Below are 15,961 nucleotides of genomic sequence, written 5' to 3'. Positions count from 1 at the left end.
GGGCCCGCATAACGCGGGCCCGATGACGATCAGGAGGCTCTTTTCGCCCTGGTCCGCGCCGCCTTCTTCGCGGCGGTCTTCCTTCCCGCAGCACCCTTGGTGTGCGCCGCCTTCTTTGCTGCGGCCGAGCGGCTGCTCGCCGTGCGCTTGGATGCGCTCTTCCTTGCTTGCGTGGAGAGCGCCCGCTTTGACACGGCGGCGGTCCCTTCGCGTTTGAGTGCTTTGGTCGAGGCGCGCTTGCGGGCAGTGGATTTCTTCACCGCGGTCCCAGACGACCGCTTGCGCGTGGCCGCTTTGGTTTCCTGCGCCGCCTTCTTCTTCGTGGCGGCGCTCGCGGTCTTCGACGGCTTGGCCTTCACGCCAGCCCGGCGCGCCTTGGAAAGACCGATCGCTATGGCCTGTTTGGCCGACCGCGCGCCATGCTTGCCTTCACGCACATGGTCGATCTCTTCCCGCACATACTCGCCGGCCTGGGTCGAAGCCGATTTACCTTCGCGTTTGTCCTTCCGTGCCCTGGCAGTGGTTTTTTTCTCTGGCATGAGCGGAATTCCTCTGGCTTCTGGGAATGCGTGCTGTCATGGAATGCGAACATCCAGCGCCTCGGGCGCCGGTGGCCTGGGAACGCCATCATCTTCGGGGTCGTCCGGATGCGGACGAGGCTCCTGGGGCCGATCCCCCGCCGGGCGGTTGCCGGGTATTTCCGGCTTTGGCGCGTTCGGCTTCTCTTCCGGGATGACCGGTGAGCTGCCAGGTGTTTCCGGAACGTAGGGACTCTGCATCGCGTCGGGCGCCGGTGATGTCGTCGGTGGCCGAGACTGCACGGCGATATGTGACGCGCATGTCGGCCTCGCGTCACGCCATGTCGAACACCTGAGCAACCAGCCAGAGGTTGGCCGCAGAGATCACCACGAACAGGAACCACGCCGAGTACGAGACGAGTCGGCTATTGGCGAACACACCCATCAACCCGGGATCGTCGGTGAAGCGGATTAACGGATACATGGCGAAGGGCAACTGCAGACTCAGGACCACCTGGCTGGCCACCAGCAGGGCACCGATCGCCCGGTCGCCCATCGTCACCACGCCGATGAAGGCCGGAATGATGGCCAGCCCGCGGGTAATCAGGCGCCGCTGCCAGCAGGGAAGCTTCATCTGGAGGAAGCCATCCATGATCACCTGCCCGGCTATCGTGCCGGTAAAGGTCGAGCTCTGCCCCGAAGCGAACAGGCCGATGGCAAAAGCCATGGCGGCGACGGTGGTGCCGGCGATCGGCGCCAGCAATTGGTAAGCATCGGAGATATCGGCCACGTCCGTCCGCCCCGTGCGATGGAAGGCGGAGGCGGCCACGATGAGGATGGCCGCATTGATGAGCAGCGCGAGACACAGCGAGGCGATGGTGTCGACACGGGTGAGCCGGATGGCAGCCCGTTTGCCCTCTTCACCGGACACGGCGCGCGTCTGCACGATGGACGAATGCAGGTAGAGGTTATGCGGCATGATCGTCGCGCCGAGGATGCCGATCGCCAGGTACAGGGGTTCGCGCGACGACAGGGCGTGCATGGAAGGCACGAAGCCGGCCGCCACCGCAGCCCAGTCTGGCCCGATAAGGAACAGTTGCACGACGAAGCAGATGCCGATGGTGCCGACGAGGCCGAGGATGATCGCCTCCACGCGACGGAAGCCCTGCCCCTGCAGGCCCAGCACGATAAAGGTGTCCAGTGCGGTCAGGGCCACGCCGACAGGCAGCGACACGTTGAAAAGAAGCTTGAAGGCCAGCGCGCTGCCGAGGACCTCGGCCAGGTCGCAGGAAATGATCGATATCTCCGCAAGTACCCACTGCACCCGCCCCACGGCCTTCGGATAACGCTCACTGGACAGCCGCGCGAGATCCTTGCGCGTGGCGATACCCAACCTTGCGGCCAGGCATTGCAAGAGAATCGCGGCAAGGCTGGAAAGCAGGACGACGAAGAGCAGCCGATAGCCAAAGCGAGACCCGGCCTCGATGTCCGTCGCCCAATTGCCGGGGTCCATATAGCCGACGGATACGAGAAGCCCGGGCCCGGCGAAGCGCGCAGCCTTCTTCCACCACGGAAGTCCGGCCGGCACCACGATCGAGCCAGCAACTTCGGACGGGCAGAACGGCGCGGTGGCCGTCTTGGGTAAGGAAAACATGGGCGTCATGCTAACGAAGAACCGCAGTGACGTATGCACCTGAAGACGACGCGCATTGCACGGACGCGGCGTCACGTTTAGACCTTTCCAACGGAGAGGCCCCCATGACGCTGAAAGCCCTGGGACTGAACTGCACGCTATCGCCCTCACCCAAGCCGTCCTCGACCCAGAAACTGCTGGACCAATTGCTTGACGGCCTGAAGAAGCACGGCGTCGAAACGGACAGCGCGCGCGTGGTCGACCTGAACATCAAGCCCGGCGTGAAGCATGACGAGGGCGAAGGCGACGACTGGCCAAAGCTGCGCGAACGGCTCATGGCGGCGGACATTCTTGTCATCGCCACGCCGATCTGGATGGGACAACCCTCCAGCGTCTCCAAGCGCGTTATCGAGCGTATGGACGCCATCCTCGGTGATATCGGCGACGATGGCCGCTACCCGACATTCGGCAAGGTCGGCATCGTCGGCGTGGTAGGCAACGAGGATGGTGCGCATCACGTGACCGCCGAGCTGTATCAGGCCCTTGCCGACGTCGGCTTCACGATTCCTGCGGGTAGCTCGGCCTATTGGGTGGGCGAAGCGATGAGCGACACAAACTATATCGACCTGAAAAAGACACCCGAAAAAGTCGCCAGTACCATCGCGACGCTCACCACGAACGCGGCGCACCTGGCGACGATCCTGAAGGCGTCGAACTATCCTGCGCCGCCGTGAACGAGTGAATGCCGACGCACATTCGCTTCACGCGTCTGTAATGCCGTAACGGCGTAAATCGATCCCGCTGCGAATGACGCAGAGCCAGGTGAGGATCTCCATCGTGGACAAGAATCGTACCGAAGGCACGAAGCACGAAGTGAAAGGCGCCGTGAAGGAAGTCGTCGGCAAGGTGACCGGCAACCACGCCAAAGAAGCGGCGGGCAATATCGAAAAGAACGCCGGCAAGGTCCAGAAGGAAGTCGGCAAGGCCGCGGACAAAGCACGTGACACCGATCGCCATCATTGATTCGGCAGCGCGGGAGGTCTTAACCGACTCCCGCGCCCCTTGATCATGTCCCTGCGCCGCTGGCTCGACCTCGCGACCAAGTCCGTCCGCACCGCGATCGACGGATTCACGGACGACGAGCTGATGACCCGGGCCGCGGCGCTTTCCTTTTATTCGGCCTTGTCGTTCGCACCCTTGCTGGTGCTTTTGTTGTGGGTGCTCGCGGCACTTCGCCCCGAATGGCAAAACGACCTCGTCGACAGCCTCACCAGTGTCATCGGCACGCAAGGCGCCGGCGCCGTAAAGCTTGTCATCGACAACGCAAAGCAACGGCCCCACCTGGGTAACGTGGTCGGCCTCATCGGCCTGTTCATCACGCTCTTCAGCGCTTCCGCCGTCTTCACCCAGTTGCAGTCCACGCTGAACCGGGTGTGGAAGCTTCGGGCCAAGCCCGGTGAGGCCGTCGTGGGCTGGCTTCGCACGCGTGCACGGGCCTTCGGCCTGCTGGTCGGCATCGCCTTCCTGCTGATCATCTCCTTTGTTATCAACGGGCTGATCAAGGCCATGATTCCGGGCGATACGACGGCCTGGCAGTTCACCGAAGCAGGTGTTTCGTTCGTCGTGTTCGCGATCGCCTTTGGCGCGATGTACCGCGTGCTACCGGACGCGCAGATTGCCTGGAAGGACGCTACCCGAGGCGGCATCCTCACCGCCGTTCTGTTCGCGGCCGGGAAGTTCGTCATCGGTCTTTATATCGAGCATGCATCCATCGGAGGCGCCTACGGTCCCGCCGGCGCCATTGTCGTGCTGCTGACGTGGGTGTATTACGCGTCCATCATCGTGCTTCTGGGCGCTGAGCTCACCCGTGGGCTAGCTGTGGCGCGCGGGGCAAAGATCCGGCCAGCGGAACATGCCGAGAGCTTTGCCGATGAGGTCACACCGTCGCAACCGCACGAGCGGGCTTGAGCATGCGCGCCCGAAGTGCACGGTTAGCGGGCTCCGACACATAACGTGAAACGAGCCCGCCAAGCAGCCAGCAAAGGCCCAATGCGGGCAAATACCATACCCATCCCCAGACCGTGTCGGTGCCGGTCATCCTGGCAACGCCCACCAGCGCGAACACGATGAACATGTGCGTGAGATAGATCTCGTAGCTGGCCCGCCCCATCGACCTCAGCCAGCCGCCTCCGCGTGGCGCGTTTCCGCCTTCTGGCGCCGCAAGGACCAGGCACACCGCGGAGCCAATGAGGACGAGCATGTAGCCCTCGTGGATCGCGTGCCACAACCATCCCCCGGAGAACATCACGAGGGCCAGGGCAACCACCCCGATGACGGCAAGCACTCGACGAGCCCGGCGCGGGAGAACGCCGTGGCGCGCGGTGAACAGGGCGGCGAGAACCCCTGCGGCAATGGCACCCATGCCCGGCAGATACGCTTTTTCCTGCCAGATCTCGTTGTCGACGATCGCCGCGCGCGTAAAAGGCACGGAGAAGACCAACAGCAGTAACAGCGGCACCAGCCATCGTGTCTTGCCAAGGCCGAGGCACATCAGGGGAAAAGCAACATAGAACAGCTCTTCGACGGAAAGCGACCAGAGCACGTCCCATCCCCCCGGTAGCCAACCCGTATGGCCCTCGTAGACATTCAGGGTAAACGTGAGCGCGGACAGCGTGGCGCCGCCCGGCGATTGCCGACCCGCATCTATCACGTAGTTGGGCACGCCCAGCGCGTGGCAGGCGAGCAGGATCGCAAGGATTCCGAGCAGACAAGGCGCAATGCGTGCCACGCGGCGCGCGTAAAAGCTGCGCCAGTCGATCGTCCCCAGGGCGCCGTCTCGCTCCAGCGTGTGTCGCGTGATCAGGAAGCCGGATACCACGAAAAAGAGGAAAACGGCCTCGTATCCGTTGAAGATCAAACCCTTCAGGATAAATACCGGAACCCAGCCCGCGGCCCCCGTCTTATGTAACGGAAGCCGCAGGCCCAGGTGGTGAATCACGACGAGAGCGATGCTGACACCGCGCAGCATGTCGATACCGGGACTGCGCGGCAGGGTTGCCTGGGACATGGGCACTTCCGTAATGGATCACGGAAGCTTATACGACAGTACGGGGCGCTTCGAGGGGGGTTACGTGCAACCGCGTACAAGGAAGATCAGGATGAGGATCGGAATCGGCACGCCCAGCACCCAGAGCAGGATGTAGCCGATGCCGCCGCGTTGCTTGTCCGCTACGGGGGTGATGTCTTTCTCTTCCATTGCCTGGTGCTCCGCGGTGGATGTGGGTACGGAGATTCGGCCGCTGCCTGTGCACCGCGTGTGACAACGGCGCCACGACGAATTTCGCAACGACACGGTCTTCGCACCTCGTGCATTATTCGTGACGGGCAATCACCAGGAAGGATGTTTTCCATGACCCTGCTCCGCCCCACCCTGCTCGCCCTCGCGCTGGCTGCCGCTTCCAGTCCGGTCGGCGCCGCGACCGTGATCCGCGGCGCACGCGTCATCGACGGCACCGGTGCACCGCCACGGGAGGATGTCACCCTGGTGATCGACGGCGACCACATCTCGCTCATGGGCTCGGGCCTTCGCGCGAAGATGCCGGCGGGTACCAAGGTCATCGATTACACGGGAAAGACGATCATTCCCGGGCTGGTCTCCGACCACGGACATATCGGCTCCGTGGACGGCAGCAAGAGCGGACTGCCCGAACTCTATACGCGCGAGAACGGGCTTCGCCAACTGCGCCAATGGCGGGCCTACGGCGTGACCACGGTGACCTCGCTCGGCGTGAACAACCCCGACATTTTCTATCCCCTCCGTGCCGACCTGCATGCCGGCAACGCTGACGGTGCCGACCTGTTCGGCGCCGACCGGGGTATCGGCGTGCCTAACGGGGCGCCACCGGCCAAGATGATGCAGGCCGGGCCCAACCAGCTCGACCGCCCTGCCACGCCGGAGGAAGCTCGCGCCGATGTGGACGCCGCAGCGGCACGCGGAACGGACCTGATCAAGATCTGGCTGGACGATTTCAACGGCAGCCTTCCCGTCAAGATGAAGCCGGAGATCTGGCACGCCGTGATCGACGAGGCCCACGCGAAGCACCTGCGGGTGGCCGCACACGTCTATTACCTGGAAGATGCGCGGCAACTGGTCGACGCCGGAGTGGACATCCTTGCCCATGGCGTGCGCGACAAGCCGGTCGACCCGGGTTTCATCGAGGCGCTGAAACAGCATGGCACCTGGTACATCGCCACACTGGATCTCAACGAAGCTGCGTTCATCTATGCGCGCCACCCCGGCTGGATGGACCGCCCCTTCTTCCAGCATGCCGTGCAGCCAGACCTGGCCAAACAGTTTGCCGATGGCGCGTGGCGCGACAAGGTAAACAACGACGGCTCGACACCGGTCAACGAAGAGGCCTTGCAGGTCAACCTCAAGAACCTGAAGACCCTGCACGACGCCGGCGTAAAGATAGGTTTCGGCACGGATGCAGGCGCCATGCCGCTACGGATTCCCGGCTTCGCGGAGCATCGCGAGCTGGCCCTGATGGTCGACGCCGGCCTGACCCCGCTGGAGGCGATCCACGTCGCGACACAGAGCGCCGCGCAGCTACTGGGCCTGGACGATCGCGGCGTGCTTGCGAATGGCAAGCGGGCCGACTTCATCGTGCTTGATAACGATCCCTCGGGTGACATCGAAGCGACAACGACCATCGACGCCGTGTGGCAGCGCGGTCGCCAGGTTTCAGGGCCCGTCGACACGTTCAAGCCCTGAGCCGGCAATGACCGACGGCCGGGAAAAGATTTGGGCCATCTCGCGCGACCTCTACGTGGTGCTTGCGCGCGACGGCCGTTTTCGGGACACCAACCCCGCCTGGCAAAGTGAGCTGGGCTACGAGGCCAGCGAGCTGGTCGGCCTCGACTTCGAGGCATTGGTCCACGCCGACGATCTCGACCGCGCGCGCGACGCGGTCAGCCAGATGTTTGACGGTGACGTTGTCGAAGATCTCGAGTTACGACTGCGCACGAAAGACGACAACTACCGATGGTTCGCGTGGACCGGCGTGCCTGACGGCAACGTCATTTACGGCATGGGCCGCGATACGCAGCGCCGCCGGGATATGGACGAACAACAACGCCACGCCCAGAAGCTGGAGGCACTGGGGCGCCTCACGGGCGGTATCGCGCACGACTTCAACAATATCCTCGGCGGCATCGGCGGTGCGATCGAAGTCGTCGCCGAACGACTGGACAACGGGCGTCTCGATGGCACGCGCCGGCTGCTCGACGCTGCCAGCGGCGCGGTCAAGCGCGCCGCCGGCCTCACGCATCGGCTGCTTGCCTATGCCCGTCAGCAGGCCCTGTCGCTGTCCGACGTGGACGCCAACGCGCTTGTCAGGGAACTGGATCTGCTACTGCGTCCGCTGATCGGCGAACAGGTCACACTCGACCTCCAGATGCAGGACGGCCTCTGGCGCACCCTGTCCGATGCCAGCCAGTTGGAGAGCGCCGTCCTCAACCTGGCGATCAATGCGCGAGACGCGATGCCGGCGGGCGGCATGATGACCATCCGGACCCGTAACGTCGAGCGCGCGGACATCGGCAGGGGACGCCGAGATTACGTGGTGATCACCGTGAGCGATACCGGCACCGGCATGTCGCAGAGCGTGGTCGAGAAGGCGTTCGACCCTTTCTTCACCACCAAGGCCATCGGCCAGGGAACGGGGCTTGGGCTGTCGATGGTGGACGGGTTCGCACGCCAGACCGGAGGCCGCGCCATCATCGAATCGAGCCCTGGCGCAGGCACGTCGGTAAGCCTCTGGCTGCCCCGGCACGTCGGCGAAAATGCTGCCGTCCATGCCCATGTCGACGCTGCGCTCGTGCGCGGCAAAGGCCAGCACGTTCTCCTGGTCGAGGACGAAGAGATGCTTCGTTCCATCGCGCGAGAAGTGCTGGAAGAAGCGGGTTACCGGGTCAGTGACTGCGCCGAAGCCTACGAAGCGCTCCACCTGATCGACGCCGGACCGCCACCCGACATCCTGGTCACCGATATCGGCCTGCCGGGCATGGACGGTCGGCAACTCGCGCTGGCCGTTCGCGAAACCTTGCGGAACGTGCCCGTGCTGTTCGTGACCGGCTACGCGTGGGATGCTTTCGCGGACACGCCCGCGTTGCCGGAGCGCACAGCCATGCTCAGCAAGCCGTTCTCCGTTCACGCGCTCATCGATGCCGTGGCCGATCTGCTTGGCACCACGGGCACGTAACGTGAGCCATCCATTTCGTTGACCCAGGCCCACGGAGACTGGCCTCATGAATCGAACCCGCTATTACGCCCTGCTCGCCCTCATTGCGGCGACGATAGCGATCGTCGTCGTCGGCGGCATTCTTAAAGGCGGCCCAGCCGGCGACACGCCGGACGATGGCGCGCGGGCACCTCGCTCGCATCCCTCGGAACGTTAAGCAGGCTCGACTTCGTCCGGCGCCACGGCGGTGTCGTGCGCGGTGGCGGTGCGCTGCATGGCGACCAGGAAATCCACCCCATAACGCATGACGAACGGCGCCACCGTGCCGGGCATGAAGCCATCGGGCCAGGGCGCTGCGTTGGAACGGATGTCTTCGACGACGGGTGAGCTGACTTGCGTGACTCGACGTGCCATGGCCTTGACGGCCCCCTTTTGGTGTTCCCCCATCGCTCTTACTAAGGCAAAACCACGACAAGGTCAATGGGTGGGTCCCCTGCGGCAAAAGCGCACGGCGGGATGACCGTTCTCATCGCCCTCCACATCGGGGCCTAAAATGCGGGTGCGCTTCGTGAGTGCCGGAGGTTACCCGTGTCGACCGCATCAGCCATCGCCAGCCAGTCCAGCACCTCACGCCGGCCGTCCGTCTGCTGCAATGCGTCGTGTCGGCACGCCGCCGCCTGTGAAGCAACCCGTGGTGGCGACCCCGACCTTCTCGACATGCGCGAGGTGGTCGAGCGTGTCGGTCCCTTCTCCGAAGGAGACCGGCTGGTCCAGCCCGATGCACCTCACCTCGCAGCATTCGCCGTGCACAGCGGCCTGGCGAAGACCGTGACCGAAGGGCGTGTTGTTGCCTTTCATTTGCCGGGCGAACTGTTCGCACTCGACGCCCAGCGCACACAGACGCACAGCGCGTCGGTGGTGGCCGTCGGCAAGACGTGGTTTTGCCGATTTCCCCGCACCGCCACCGACGCACTGTGCGAACACAGTGCAGCGATTGCCACCCATCTCCGCACGCTGCGCCGGCGCGAACGCGCCTTTACGCGCCGCGCCACCGACGGATCGGCCCTGGAGCGGGTGACGTCTTTCCTGCTGGAGCTCTTCGATCGCCGCCGCCGGGTGGAAGGCATCGGCAGCGGCTTCGTGCCCCTGCCGATGTCACGCGACGATATCGGTTCGTACCTGGGCATGAGTGCGGCCACGGTGACGCGCATGCTGGCGAGGTTGCGAAGCGACGGATCCATCGCCATCCGTGCGGATGGCGTGGATGTGCTCCATGAAGCATCCCTGCGCGATCGGTTCTTATAGTTTCACCCGCACGCCCACGGTGAAGAACCGCCCGACCACACCGTTCTGCGCATAGGTCGGGTTGTAGTTCAGCGCTGCATAGTTCAGCGGATCGAACGGCGCTTTCTTGTCGAATGCGTTCATCACCGAGCCGGTGAGTGCGATTTTCTCCGTGAGGTCATAGCGGCCCGTCAGGTCGAAGTCCGTGAACGAGGCCATGCGGCAATCCGCCGGGAAGTTGTCGCCCGTATCCGTATTGGTCGAGAAGCAGCCGTCCTGAACGTCCGGCGCGGTCAGCTTCAGTCCGCTGGTGTAATACAACGTGCCGGTGATCGTCGCCTTTCCGAACGAGATGCTGTTCGCCCACGAGCCACGGTAACGCGGCGTGCCCGCACCTGACGACACACCGTAAGGACCGTGCGTACCGACGAACTCGAGCGTCGTGCCGTCCTCCAGCTTCAGCTTCCAGCTGATGATCTTGGTCAGGTTGATTTCACTGGTGAAGCGCACGTTCTCGTTGAAGCTGTAGCCAGCCTTGAGGTCGAGGTCCACGCCCTGGGTCTTCAGGGAGTTCTGGTTGACCCACGGTGCCGCCACGACCAGGGGCCGCGCAAGCGCGCCCGGCGCCGCCGGGTCCGGACCATCCGCCACGATCGCCGAGCCCGCCGGCAGTGGCTGACCGGCAAAGTACGCATCGAGCACGGCGTTTGGATCCTGCTGCGCGATCACGCCGGTTTTCTTGATCCGATAGAAATCCAGCGACGCGCTCAGGTCCTGCGTCGGCTGGAACAGCAGGCCGAGGGTGTAGCTCTTGGAGCGTTCCGGCTGGATTTTGGGATTGGACGTGGTGAGGAAAGCCAGCGGATAAGGCTGCACATAGCCGCTGTTGTTATGCGCATTCTGGAAATCCGCCGGCGGCGTGAATGTCGCAAAGCCCTCGCTCTGGCTGTTTCCGCTCTCGGAGAATCCCGGCGCACGGTAGCCTTTCGAGAACGTGCCACGCACGGCCAGCTGCTCGATCGGCTTCCACTTGAAGCCGATCTTCGGTGAGAAGTTGTTACCGAAGTCCGAGTAGTGGTCGAAACGACTGGAAGCATCCACTTCGAAAGACTCCGTGAATGGCGCATCCAGTTCGACATAGACGCCTCCCACCGTACGCTGACCACTCGTACGGGCGACGCCGAGACCCTGTGCCTGCAGGTTCGCGTTGAGGTCCGGGTCGTTCTGCTGTTCATGGCGCACGTCGACACCGGTAGCGAGACCCAGCGAGCCACCACCCAGATCCATCAGCGGACGCGTCACATGGAAGTCGAGCGATTGCAGGTCGCTGGTCGACGTCTTCCGCAGGGTGGGTGCCAGGGCATCCAGCAACTCGCGCGAGTTCGCCGACGGATTGACGAAGTTGTACGTGCCATTGGTGACAGCGGAAAGCAGGGCACCGTAGTTGAGCAGACCATCCAGGCGCGTATCCAGCGAATCATGGTTGATCACCAGGGCCGTGTCGTAGCTCCATTCACCCCACTGCCCGGTGAGACCGCCGACGAGGCGGAGGTTGTGGTTGTCGGTCTGACCGCTGGCCAGGGCACTGGGGAACGAGTAGTTGATCAGTGCCGCGCTACCCTGCGCCGCGAACGGGTTGTTCGGATTGAGCGAACCGTTCGGCAGCGTTGCTGGCAAGGCGATCGCGTTGGTGTTGTTCGGCGTGCTGGCCTGGATCTGCGCCGGGGTGCCCGGGAACGTCGTCTTCACCTCGTAATAGCTCGCGCCGATATAGGCCTGCGAAGTGTCCGAGAGCTTGATGGTGAAGCGGCCATATAACCCGCCCCGTTCGACGGTGGGCTGGATCGCGGTATACAGCGCACGATTCTGCGAGCAGTAGCTGCCCGGATTGGCTGGATCGTCCGTCACCAGGGTGCCAAGCGAACCGCACGATTGCAGCGGCTGCGCCAGACCACCCGGATCGGCCACGCCAGAGGTTACGTCGCCTGGACGTGACAGGGTACCCGGCGTCACCGTGCCGTAGATCGAGCCGGAATTCTGCGAGGGCTGACCACCGATGAGGTTGTTGCCGCCGCTGCGGCGCAGGTCCGCTGTGTTGTACGGATAGCCACGGTCACGGGTCATGATGCTGTTGTCTTTCTGGTACTCGGCACTGAAATAGGCATTCCAGCCGTCCTTCTTCAGGTCGCCGCCGCCGAACAACACCGTGCCACGCTTCGTCAGCCCTCCGCCGTGTTCCGACGTACCGACATCGGCGGTGAATTCGGCACCCTTGAAGCTGGGCTTGAGGATGATGTTGACCACGCCGGCGATGGCATCGGCACCGTACAGCGATGACGCACCGTCCTTGAGCACTTCGATACGATCGATCGCGTTCGAGGGGATGGTGTTGAGATCAACGAAGGAACGCTGGCCGTCATCGGTCACCGGATAGTTCGCCGCACGACGGCCGTCGATGAGGACAAGCGTCGAGTTGACGGTCAGGCCACGCAGCGCCACGCCTGTCGCACCCACGGCGAAGCCCGCGGTGAACGAGGCCGGGATGGAGCCGCTATTGTCGGCGGAGATCGACCGCACCACGTCGGAGACGGTCGTCAGGCCGCTCTTCTGGATATCCGCAGCAGTGATGGTCGTCACCGGCGACGGCGTTTCCACGTCGATGCGCGGTAAGGCCGAGCCAGTGACGGTGATCGCCGTCAGCTCAGTGGTTTTCTGCTGCGCCTGGTCGTCCGGCGGAGGCGTCTGGGCAGGCGTGGCGGGGACTGGCGCAGGGGGCGTTTGGGCCGCTGCCTGCGCACAGGCGCATGCGAGTGCGGCGGCGATGGCCAAAGCGAGGCCGTGGCGCCGGGGCGCCATGATGTTTTTCATTTTCATTGTGAGTCTCCGGGCCTTAGGGGAGTGGGGCTGGGACCAGGCGACCCTACGAATGAGAACGCAACGAGACATTCACAGGGACGCAAGGAAAACTTACGCCGTGTAAACGAATCGCACCATCGGCCATTCGGAATAACTTGCAGCGCCCTGAAAGGGCACTTTCTGGCACGCGCTATGCTTGCGTGAGTGAAGCGTTCAAGCGGACTTCGAGGCCTTGCGCAGCGGATCCAGCAGGCGGCGCAGACCGTTATGGTCAAGCTCGAGCATGATCGCGAGAAGTCGGCCGAGTTCGCCCGGCGGAAAGCCCTCGCGCGCGAACCACGCGAGGTAGTTTCCGGGAAGGTCCGCAATCGCCCGGCCCTTGAACTTGCCAAAGGGCATCACAGCCGTGGCGAGCTTCGCGAGATCCTGGCGGAAGGCTTCATTGGGGTCGGTCATGCGGCCATTCTAACTGCCTACTCGTCGCCCGGATCGAACCCCTCTCGTTCTTTCATGAGCTTGCGGGCGGCGGCCACGCCGAGCGTCATGCCTTCGGCGCACGCGTCTTCTTCGTTCTCGTGCAAGGTGACGCAGAGTTTCTCGGCGAGCTCGTCGCCGTCTTCGCTAATGACGTACTTGCCGCGCCAGCGCCCGGGTTTGGCGACATAGCACGTGCCTTCAACGTCGAAGTAACCAATCTTTCGATGCGCCATGGGTGAGATGTTCCTCCTCTCGTGCCCCCATCCTATGCATCGCGCATCAAGGTGACGTGCAGCGCTATTGCAGGCCGCTCACCGGACGCTTCGCGTTCGACTCGAATTCACGCCAGATACCATCGGCCCCTTCGACCGAAACCAGCACCTGCAGGCCGTTCTGGACGCCCAGCAACTTGGACTGCTGCACGGCGTAGGCGATCGCACCCACGCGGGTTTCGAAATTTTCCATCGGCACACCGTTCATCTGCACGTGCCATAGCCCGGCGAGATCGGGACTGAACGGAATGTCGTAGATCACCAGTGCCATGAATCGGTGGGTAACCCTGAGTTGTTACGGACGCGACGGATGGGCAAGATTATCCGTTCGCGAATGCCCCCACAATGGAAGGATGACGCACTATTTCCTTCACGCCGGAATCACGGCGGGAGGCGTTAACGGACGTGAACGCAAGGCCAGCGGCTACGACCAAGGGCAGGCGACAGGTAAGCGCGTTCGTCTAGACTTCGCCGATGACGACCACCCGCCTCCTCCTTGCCCTGCCCTTCCTCTTTGGCCTGGCCGACGCGGGCAGCGCTCGCGCCCAGACGACGACCCCGCCAGCGCCCGCGAGCAGCGTACCCACCCTGGAGACCGTGACGGTCAGTGGCGTGCAACCCGGGCCGGGCCTCTGGAAGGTGACCCGCGGCGAGCACACCCTGCTGATTCTGGGGAGCCTGTCACCCCTGCCGCAGAACATGACCTGGAAGTCGGACGACATCGACGACGCCCTCGCCCATTCCAGCGAGCTGATCCTTCCGCCCAAGGTGGAGATCAAACCCAATGTCGGTTTCTTCGGCAAGCTTGCCCTGCTGCCCTCCCTGATCGGTGTCCGAAATGCGCCGGACGGTGCGACCCTCAAGGACACCGTGCCGCCGGATGTCTACGCGCGCTGGCTCACGGTGAAGACGCGCTACATCGGGGACGATCGTTCCGTGGAGCGCTACCGTCCGATCTTCGCCGTGGTCGAGCTATACAAGAACGCCGTCAAGAAAACCGGCCTGGGCAAGGCCGGTGTCATCACGCGAACCGTCGTGGCCATCGCCACCAAGTACAACGTCAAGCAGACACCCGTGCAGTACACGCTGATGGTCGACGACCCGCGCAAGGCCGTGAAGGAGTTCAAGCGTTCGACGCTGGACGACCTCTCCTGCTTCACCCTCAGTGTCGACAACATCGATGCCCAGCTCGCCGACATGACCCGGCGCGGCAATGCATGGGCCACCGGCGATATCGCTGCGCTCCGCGACGACCGCACGGCGAAACAGCGCGCGGCCTGCCTCGATGCCGTCACCGACGGCGGCGTGGCGCAACGGATCGGCCTGACCGACATACCCAAGGCCGTACGCAACGCGTGGCTCGCCGTGGTGGACACCGCCATGGCCCACGACACCCAGGCCGTCGCCATCGTGCCGATCGAGGACCTACTCGGCGACGACGGCTACCTCGCGGCGCTCAAGGCAAAGGGTTACAAGGTCGAGGCACCCGACGACGGCGACTGAGCCGGTGATGGAACCTGCGCGGGCGGCACGCCCTCGCGAATGATCGCCGAGAAGTCGTCGCCCGGTCGGGTGGCCCTCGCCCGGTCGGTGATTCGCCCGAGCCGCCGCCATTCGTCGGTGGAAAGCCGACTGTCGAGCGCGCCGTTGTCTCTCAGGTAGCCAGGAAGGTAGCCGGTCAGCAGCAGGCGGATATCGAACGGAAGGCCACTGTCGATGCGCCGCGCCATGCGATAGACGATGGTCGTGCAGTTCGACGTCACCGTGTTGTAGAAGCGCGGGTGCTGCACCAGCTCGTTGGCTGCCGTCACGTACGAAAGGAACAGCGAACGCATCGCGTCTTTCGGCATCCGCAGCGGGAAGACGTAATCGTCCTCGCCGCGCACATTGGTCCGCACGCGCACGATGTCATGCTCGTCGGCGGCGATCAGGACCAGCTCGAACTGCTTGAAGAAGCCCCCGACCTCCGAGAATGCCTCGCCTTTCTCCCGACGGATCTCCATCGAGAAGACCACGTGGCGGCCGTCGTCGAAGCCGAAGGACAGCATGGCGTGCGCGATCGCCTCGCTCGACCAGTAAGAGAGAATCGCGTCGGCCGACACCAGGTGGTCGAGATCGTAGTCACGCGTTTCCCAGCGCGCGTCGTAATCGTCGTCGGTGCGCCAGTCGAAGTCGCGTACGTTGTGCAGGGTGACGTGGGATCCATGGACCTCCCCTGAAAGAAGCCGAGCCACATCGTCCGACCAGACGCGGTCGTTGCGGGGCTGGATGGTGATCCACCAGCCGATGAGCAACGCCAGGGCCACCCCCAGGGCGATCGGCGCCCACCACACCCGCCAGCCGAACAGGGCGAGCAGCAGGCCGACGTATAGCACGCTCCAGAGCACGGCACCCGTCGCGCGGGCCGGGACCGGACCGGGCAGCTGGTAGAACAAGGCGATAGCCCCCCAGGCGCCGGAGAGGAACAGCAGCACGCCCGCCAGGGCTCCCGCGACGGTTCGGGCGAGCATCCTGCGTTTTCTCATGGGCAAATGGGTTCCGAATGGCTCATCGGACAAGCGTCGCCGCTGCCGCCGGGGAACGCAAACGTTTCCACTGCCGAAATGACCTATTCGGACTATGGCGCACTGCCACAAAGCGGGTTATTTTCGGGATGAAGCCGGCCATACGAGCGCGGCA

General features: G+C 63.9%; 18 protein-coding genes. 8 read left to right on the top strand and 10 right to left on the bottom strand.

Annotated features, from left to right (window positions below; all coding sequences use genetic code 11):
• Positions 1-29: 29 nt before the first annotated feature.
• Both HB634_RS22140 and HB634_RS22135 read right to left on the bottom strand, forming a co-directional pair.
• Positions 30-539 (bottom strand): DUF6496 domain-containing protein, encoded by a 510-nt coding sequence (locus HB634_RS22140; RefSeq protein WP_213950141.1) that lies wholly within the window; start codon positions 537-539, stop codon positions 30-32.
• Between the two features lie 313 nt (positions 540-852).
• The gene (locus HB634_RS22135; protein ID WP_213950140.1) at positions 853-2,172 is read right to left on the bottom strand and encodes an Nramp family divalent metal transporter; all 1,320 of its coding nucleotides are present in this window, start codon (positions 2,170-2,172) and stop codon (positions 853-855) included.
• A 104-nt stretch (positions 2,173-2,276) separates the two neighbouring features.
• Here HB634_RS22135 and HB634_RS22130 point away from each other — a divergent pair, with 104 nt between their 5' ends.
• The 3 genes from HB634_RS22130 (at position 2,277) to HB634_RS22120 (ending at position 4,119) form a co-directional block, all read left to right on the top strand.
• Positions 2,277-2,885, top strand: coding sequence for a flavodoxin family protein (locus HB634_RS22130; protein WP_213950139.1), 609 nt, complete (start codon positions 2,277-2,279; stop codon positions 2,883-2,885).
• 103 nt (positions 2,886-2,988) lie between these two features.
• Complete coding sequence (locus tag HB634_RS22125; RefSeq protein WP_063572082.1) at positions 2,989-3,174, top strand: CsbD family protein; 186 nt, start codon at positions 2,989-2,991, stop codon at positions 3,172-3,174.
• Between the two features lie 45 nt (positions 3,175-3,219).
• Positions 3,220-4,119, top strand: coding sequence for a YihY/virulence factor BrkB family protein (locus tag HB634_RS22120; protein ID WP_213950138.1), 900 nt, complete (start codon positions 3,220-3,222; stop codon positions 4,117-4,119).
• Here the strand turns inward: HB634_RS22120 and HB634_RS22115 are convergent.
• Positions 4,088-5,218, bottom strand: coding sequence for an acyltransferase (locus HB634_RS22115; RefSeq protein ID WP_213950137.1), 1,131 nt, complete (start codon positions 5,216-5,218; stop codon positions 4,088-4,090). The two genes, HB634_RS22120 and HB634_RS22115, sit on opposite strands and share 32 nt — an antisense overlap.
• 60 nt (positions 5,219-5,278) lie before the next feature.
• Positions 5,279-5,407: a hypothetical protein gene (locus HB634_RS22985; protein ID WP_255548749.1), complete on the bottom strand. Its 129-nt coding sequence runs from the start codon at positions 5,405-5,407 to the stop codon at positions 5,279-5,281.
• A 153-nt stretch (positions 5,408-5,560) separates the two neighbouring features.
• On the opposite strand from HB634_RS22985, the gene HB634_RS22110 reads away from it, so the two are divergent.
• Genes HB634_RS22110 through HB634_RS22100 form a run of 3 tightly spaced genes read left to right on the top strand, consistent with a single transcriptional unit; the run spans position 5,561 to position 8,610 of the window.
• The gene (locus tag HB634_RS22110) at positions 5,561-6,925 is read left to right on the top strand and encodes an amidohydrolase family protein (RefSeq protein ID WP_213950136.1); all 1,365 of its coding nucleotides are present in this window, start codon (positions 5,561-5,563) and stop codon (positions 6,923-6,925) included.
• A 7-nt stretch (positions 6,926-6,932) separates the two neighbouring features.
• A complete protein-coding gene (locus HB634_RS22105) occupies positions 6,933-8,414 on the top strand; it encodes an ATP-binding protein (RefSeq protein ID WP_213950135.1) in 1,482 nt (493 codons plus the stop codon).
• 46 nt (positions 8,415-8,460) lie between these two features.
• The gene (locus HB634_RS22100) at positions 8,461-8,610 is read left to right on the top strand and encodes a hypothetical protein (protein ID WP_213950134.1); all 150 of its coding nucleotides are present in this window, start codon (positions 8,461-8,463) and stop codon (positions 8,608-8,610) included.
• Here the strand turns inward: HB634_RS22100 and HB634_RS22095 are convergent.
• Complete coding sequence (locus tag HB634_RS22095) at positions 8,607-8,807, bottom strand: hypothetical protein (protein WP_213950133.1); 201 nt, start codon at positions 8,805-8,807, stop codon at positions 8,607-8,609. The two genes, HB634_RS22100 and HB634_RS22095, sit on opposite strands and share 4 nt — an antisense overlap.
• Before the next feature lie 174 nt (positions 8,808-8,981).
• On the opposite strand from HB634_RS22095, the gene HB634_RS22090 reads away from it, so the two are divergent.
• A complete protein-coding gene (locus HB634_RS22090) occupies positions 8,982-9,698 on the top strand; it encodes a Crp/Fnr family transcriptional regulator (RefSeq protein ID WP_213950132.1) in 717 nt (238 codons plus the stop codon).
• On the opposite strand, the gene HB634_RS22085 is transcribed toward HB634_RS22090, so the two are convergent.
• From HB634_RS22085 to HB634_RS22070, 4 genes are all read right to left on the bottom strand, one after another.
• On the bottom strand, positions 9,693-12,551 hold the full coding sequence (locus HB634_RS22085) for a TonB-dependent receptor (RefSeq protein WP_213950131.1): 2,859 nt from the start codon (positions 12,549-12,551) through the stop codon (positions 9,693-9,695). The genes HB634_RS22090 and HB634_RS22085 overlap by 6 nt on opposite strands.
• A gap of 195 nt (positions 12,552-12,746) precedes the next feature.
• Positions 12,747-12,989 carry a DUF3820 family protein gene (locus HB634_RS22080; RefSeq protein ID WP_063573673.1) on the bottom strand — a complete coding sequence of 81 codons (243 nt, stop codon included), beginning with the start codon at positions 12,987-12,989 and terminating at the stop codon, positions 12,747-12,749.
• 17 nt (positions 12,990-13,006) lie between these two features.
• Positions 13,007-13,243, bottom strand: a complete 237-nt coding sequence (locus HB634_RS22075; protein ID WP_063573674.1) for a hypothetical protein — start codon at positions 13,241-13,243, stop codon at positions 13,007-13,009.
• 64 nt (positions 13,244-13,307) lie between these two features.
• Complete coding sequence (locus HB634_RS22070; protein WP_063573675.1) at positions 13,308-13,553, bottom strand: hypothetical protein; 246 nt, start codon at positions 13,551-13,553, stop codon at positions 13,308-13,310.
• 203 nt (positions 13,554-13,756) lie between these two features.
• Here HB634_RS22070 and HB634_RS22065 point away from each other — a divergent pair, with 203 nt between their 5' ends.
• Entirely contained in the window at positions 13,757-14,785 is a 1,029-nt protein-coding gene (locus HB634_RS22065) for a TraB/GumN family protein (RefSeq protein WP_213950130.1), read from the top strand.
• On the opposite strand, the gene HB634_RS22060 is transcribed toward HB634_RS22065, so the two are convergent.
• Positions 14,752-15,792 (bottom strand): DUF4105 domain-containing protein, encoded by a 1,041-nt coding sequence (locus HB634_RS22060; protein ID WP_213950129.1) that lies wholly within the window; start codon positions 15,790-15,792, stop codon positions 14,752-14,754. The two genes, HB634_RS22065 and HB634_RS22060, sit on opposite strands and share 34 nt — an antisense overlap.
• Positions 15,793-15,961: the final 169 nt, after the last annotated feature.

Origin of the sequence: Luteibacter sp. dw_328 (genome assembly GCF_018449605.1) — a bacterium.
Taxonomy (GTDB): domain Bacteria; phylum Pseudomonadota; class Gammaproteobacteria; order Xanthomonadales; family Rhodanobacteraceae; genus Luteibacter.
Note: the sequence above shows the minus strand (reverse complement) of the source record. Positions and strands in the feature narration are given on the sequence as shown.

What these genes read in the sequence shown, in the direction of transcription:
- HB634_RS22140 (WP_213950141.1), bottom strand. Translation starts at nt 539, where the DNA reads ATGCCAGAGAAAAAAACCACTGCCAGGGCACGGAAGGACAAACGCGAA.
- HB634_RS22135 (WP_213950140.1), bottom strand. Translation starts at nt 2,172, where the DNA reads ATGTTTTCCTTACCCAAGACGGCCACCGCGCCGTTCTGCCCGTCCGAA.
- HB634_RS22130 (WP_213950139.1), top strand. Translation starts at nt 2,277, where the DNA reads ATGACGCTGAAAGCCCTGGGACTGAACTGCACGCTATCGCCCTCACCC.
- HB634_RS22120 (WP_213950138.1), top strand. Translation starts at nt 3,220, where the DNA reads ATGTCCCTGCGCCGCTGGCTCGACCTCGCGACCAAGTCCGTCCGCACC.
- HB634_RS22115 (WP_213950137.1), bottom strand. Translation starts at nt 5,218, where the DNA reads ATGTCCCAGGCAACCCTGCCGCGCAGTCCCGGTATCGACATGCTGCGC.
- HB634_RS22985 (WP_255548749.1), bottom strand. Translation starts at nt 5,407, where the DNA reads ATGGAAGAGAAAGACATCACCCCCGTAGCGGACAAGCAACGCGGCGGC.
- HB634_RS22110 (WP_213950136.1), top strand. Translation starts at nt 5,561, where the DNA reads ATGACCCTGCTCCGCCCCACCCTGCTCGCCCTCGCGCTGGCTGCCGCT.
- HB634_RS22105 (WP_213950135.1), top strand. Translation starts at nt 6,933, where the DNA reads ATGACCGACGGCCGGGAAAAGATTTGGGCCATCTCGCGCGACCTCTAC.
- HB634_RS22100 (WP_213950134.1), top strand. Translation starts at nt 8,461, where the DNA reads ATGAATCGAACCCGCTATTACGCCCTGCTCGCCCTCATTGCGGCGACG.
- HB634_RS22095 (WP_213950133.1), bottom strand. Translation starts at nt 8,807, where the DNA reads ATGGCACGTCGAGTCACGCAAGTCAGCTCACCCGTCGTCGAAGACATC.
- HB634_RS22085 (WP_213950131.1), bottom strand. Translation starts at nt 12,551, where the DNA reads ATGAAAATGAAAAACATCATGGCGCCCCGGCGCCACGGCCTCGCTTTG.
- HB634_RS22080 (WP_063573673.1), bottom strand. Translation starts at nt 12,989, where the DNA reads ATGACCGACCCCAATGAAGCCTTCCGCCAGGATCTCGCGAAGCTCGCC.
- HB634_RS22075 (WP_063573674.1), bottom strand. Translation starts at nt 13,243, where the DNA reads ATGGCGCATCGAAAGATTGGTTACTTCGACGTTGAAGGCACGTGCTAT.
- HB634_RS22070 (WP_063573675.1), bottom strand. Translation starts at nt 13,553, where the DNA reads ATGGCACTGGTGATCTACGACATTCCGTTCAGTCCCGATCTCGCCGGG.
- HB634_RS22065 (WP_213950130.1), top strand. Translation starts at nt 13,757, where the DNA reads ATGACGACCACCCGCCTCCTCCTTGCCCTGCCCTTCCTCTTTGGCCTG.
- HB634_RS22060 (WP_213950129.1), bottom strand. Translation starts at nt 15,792, where the DNA reads ATGCTCGCCCGAACCGTCGCGGGAGCCCTGGCGGGCGTGCTGCTGTTC.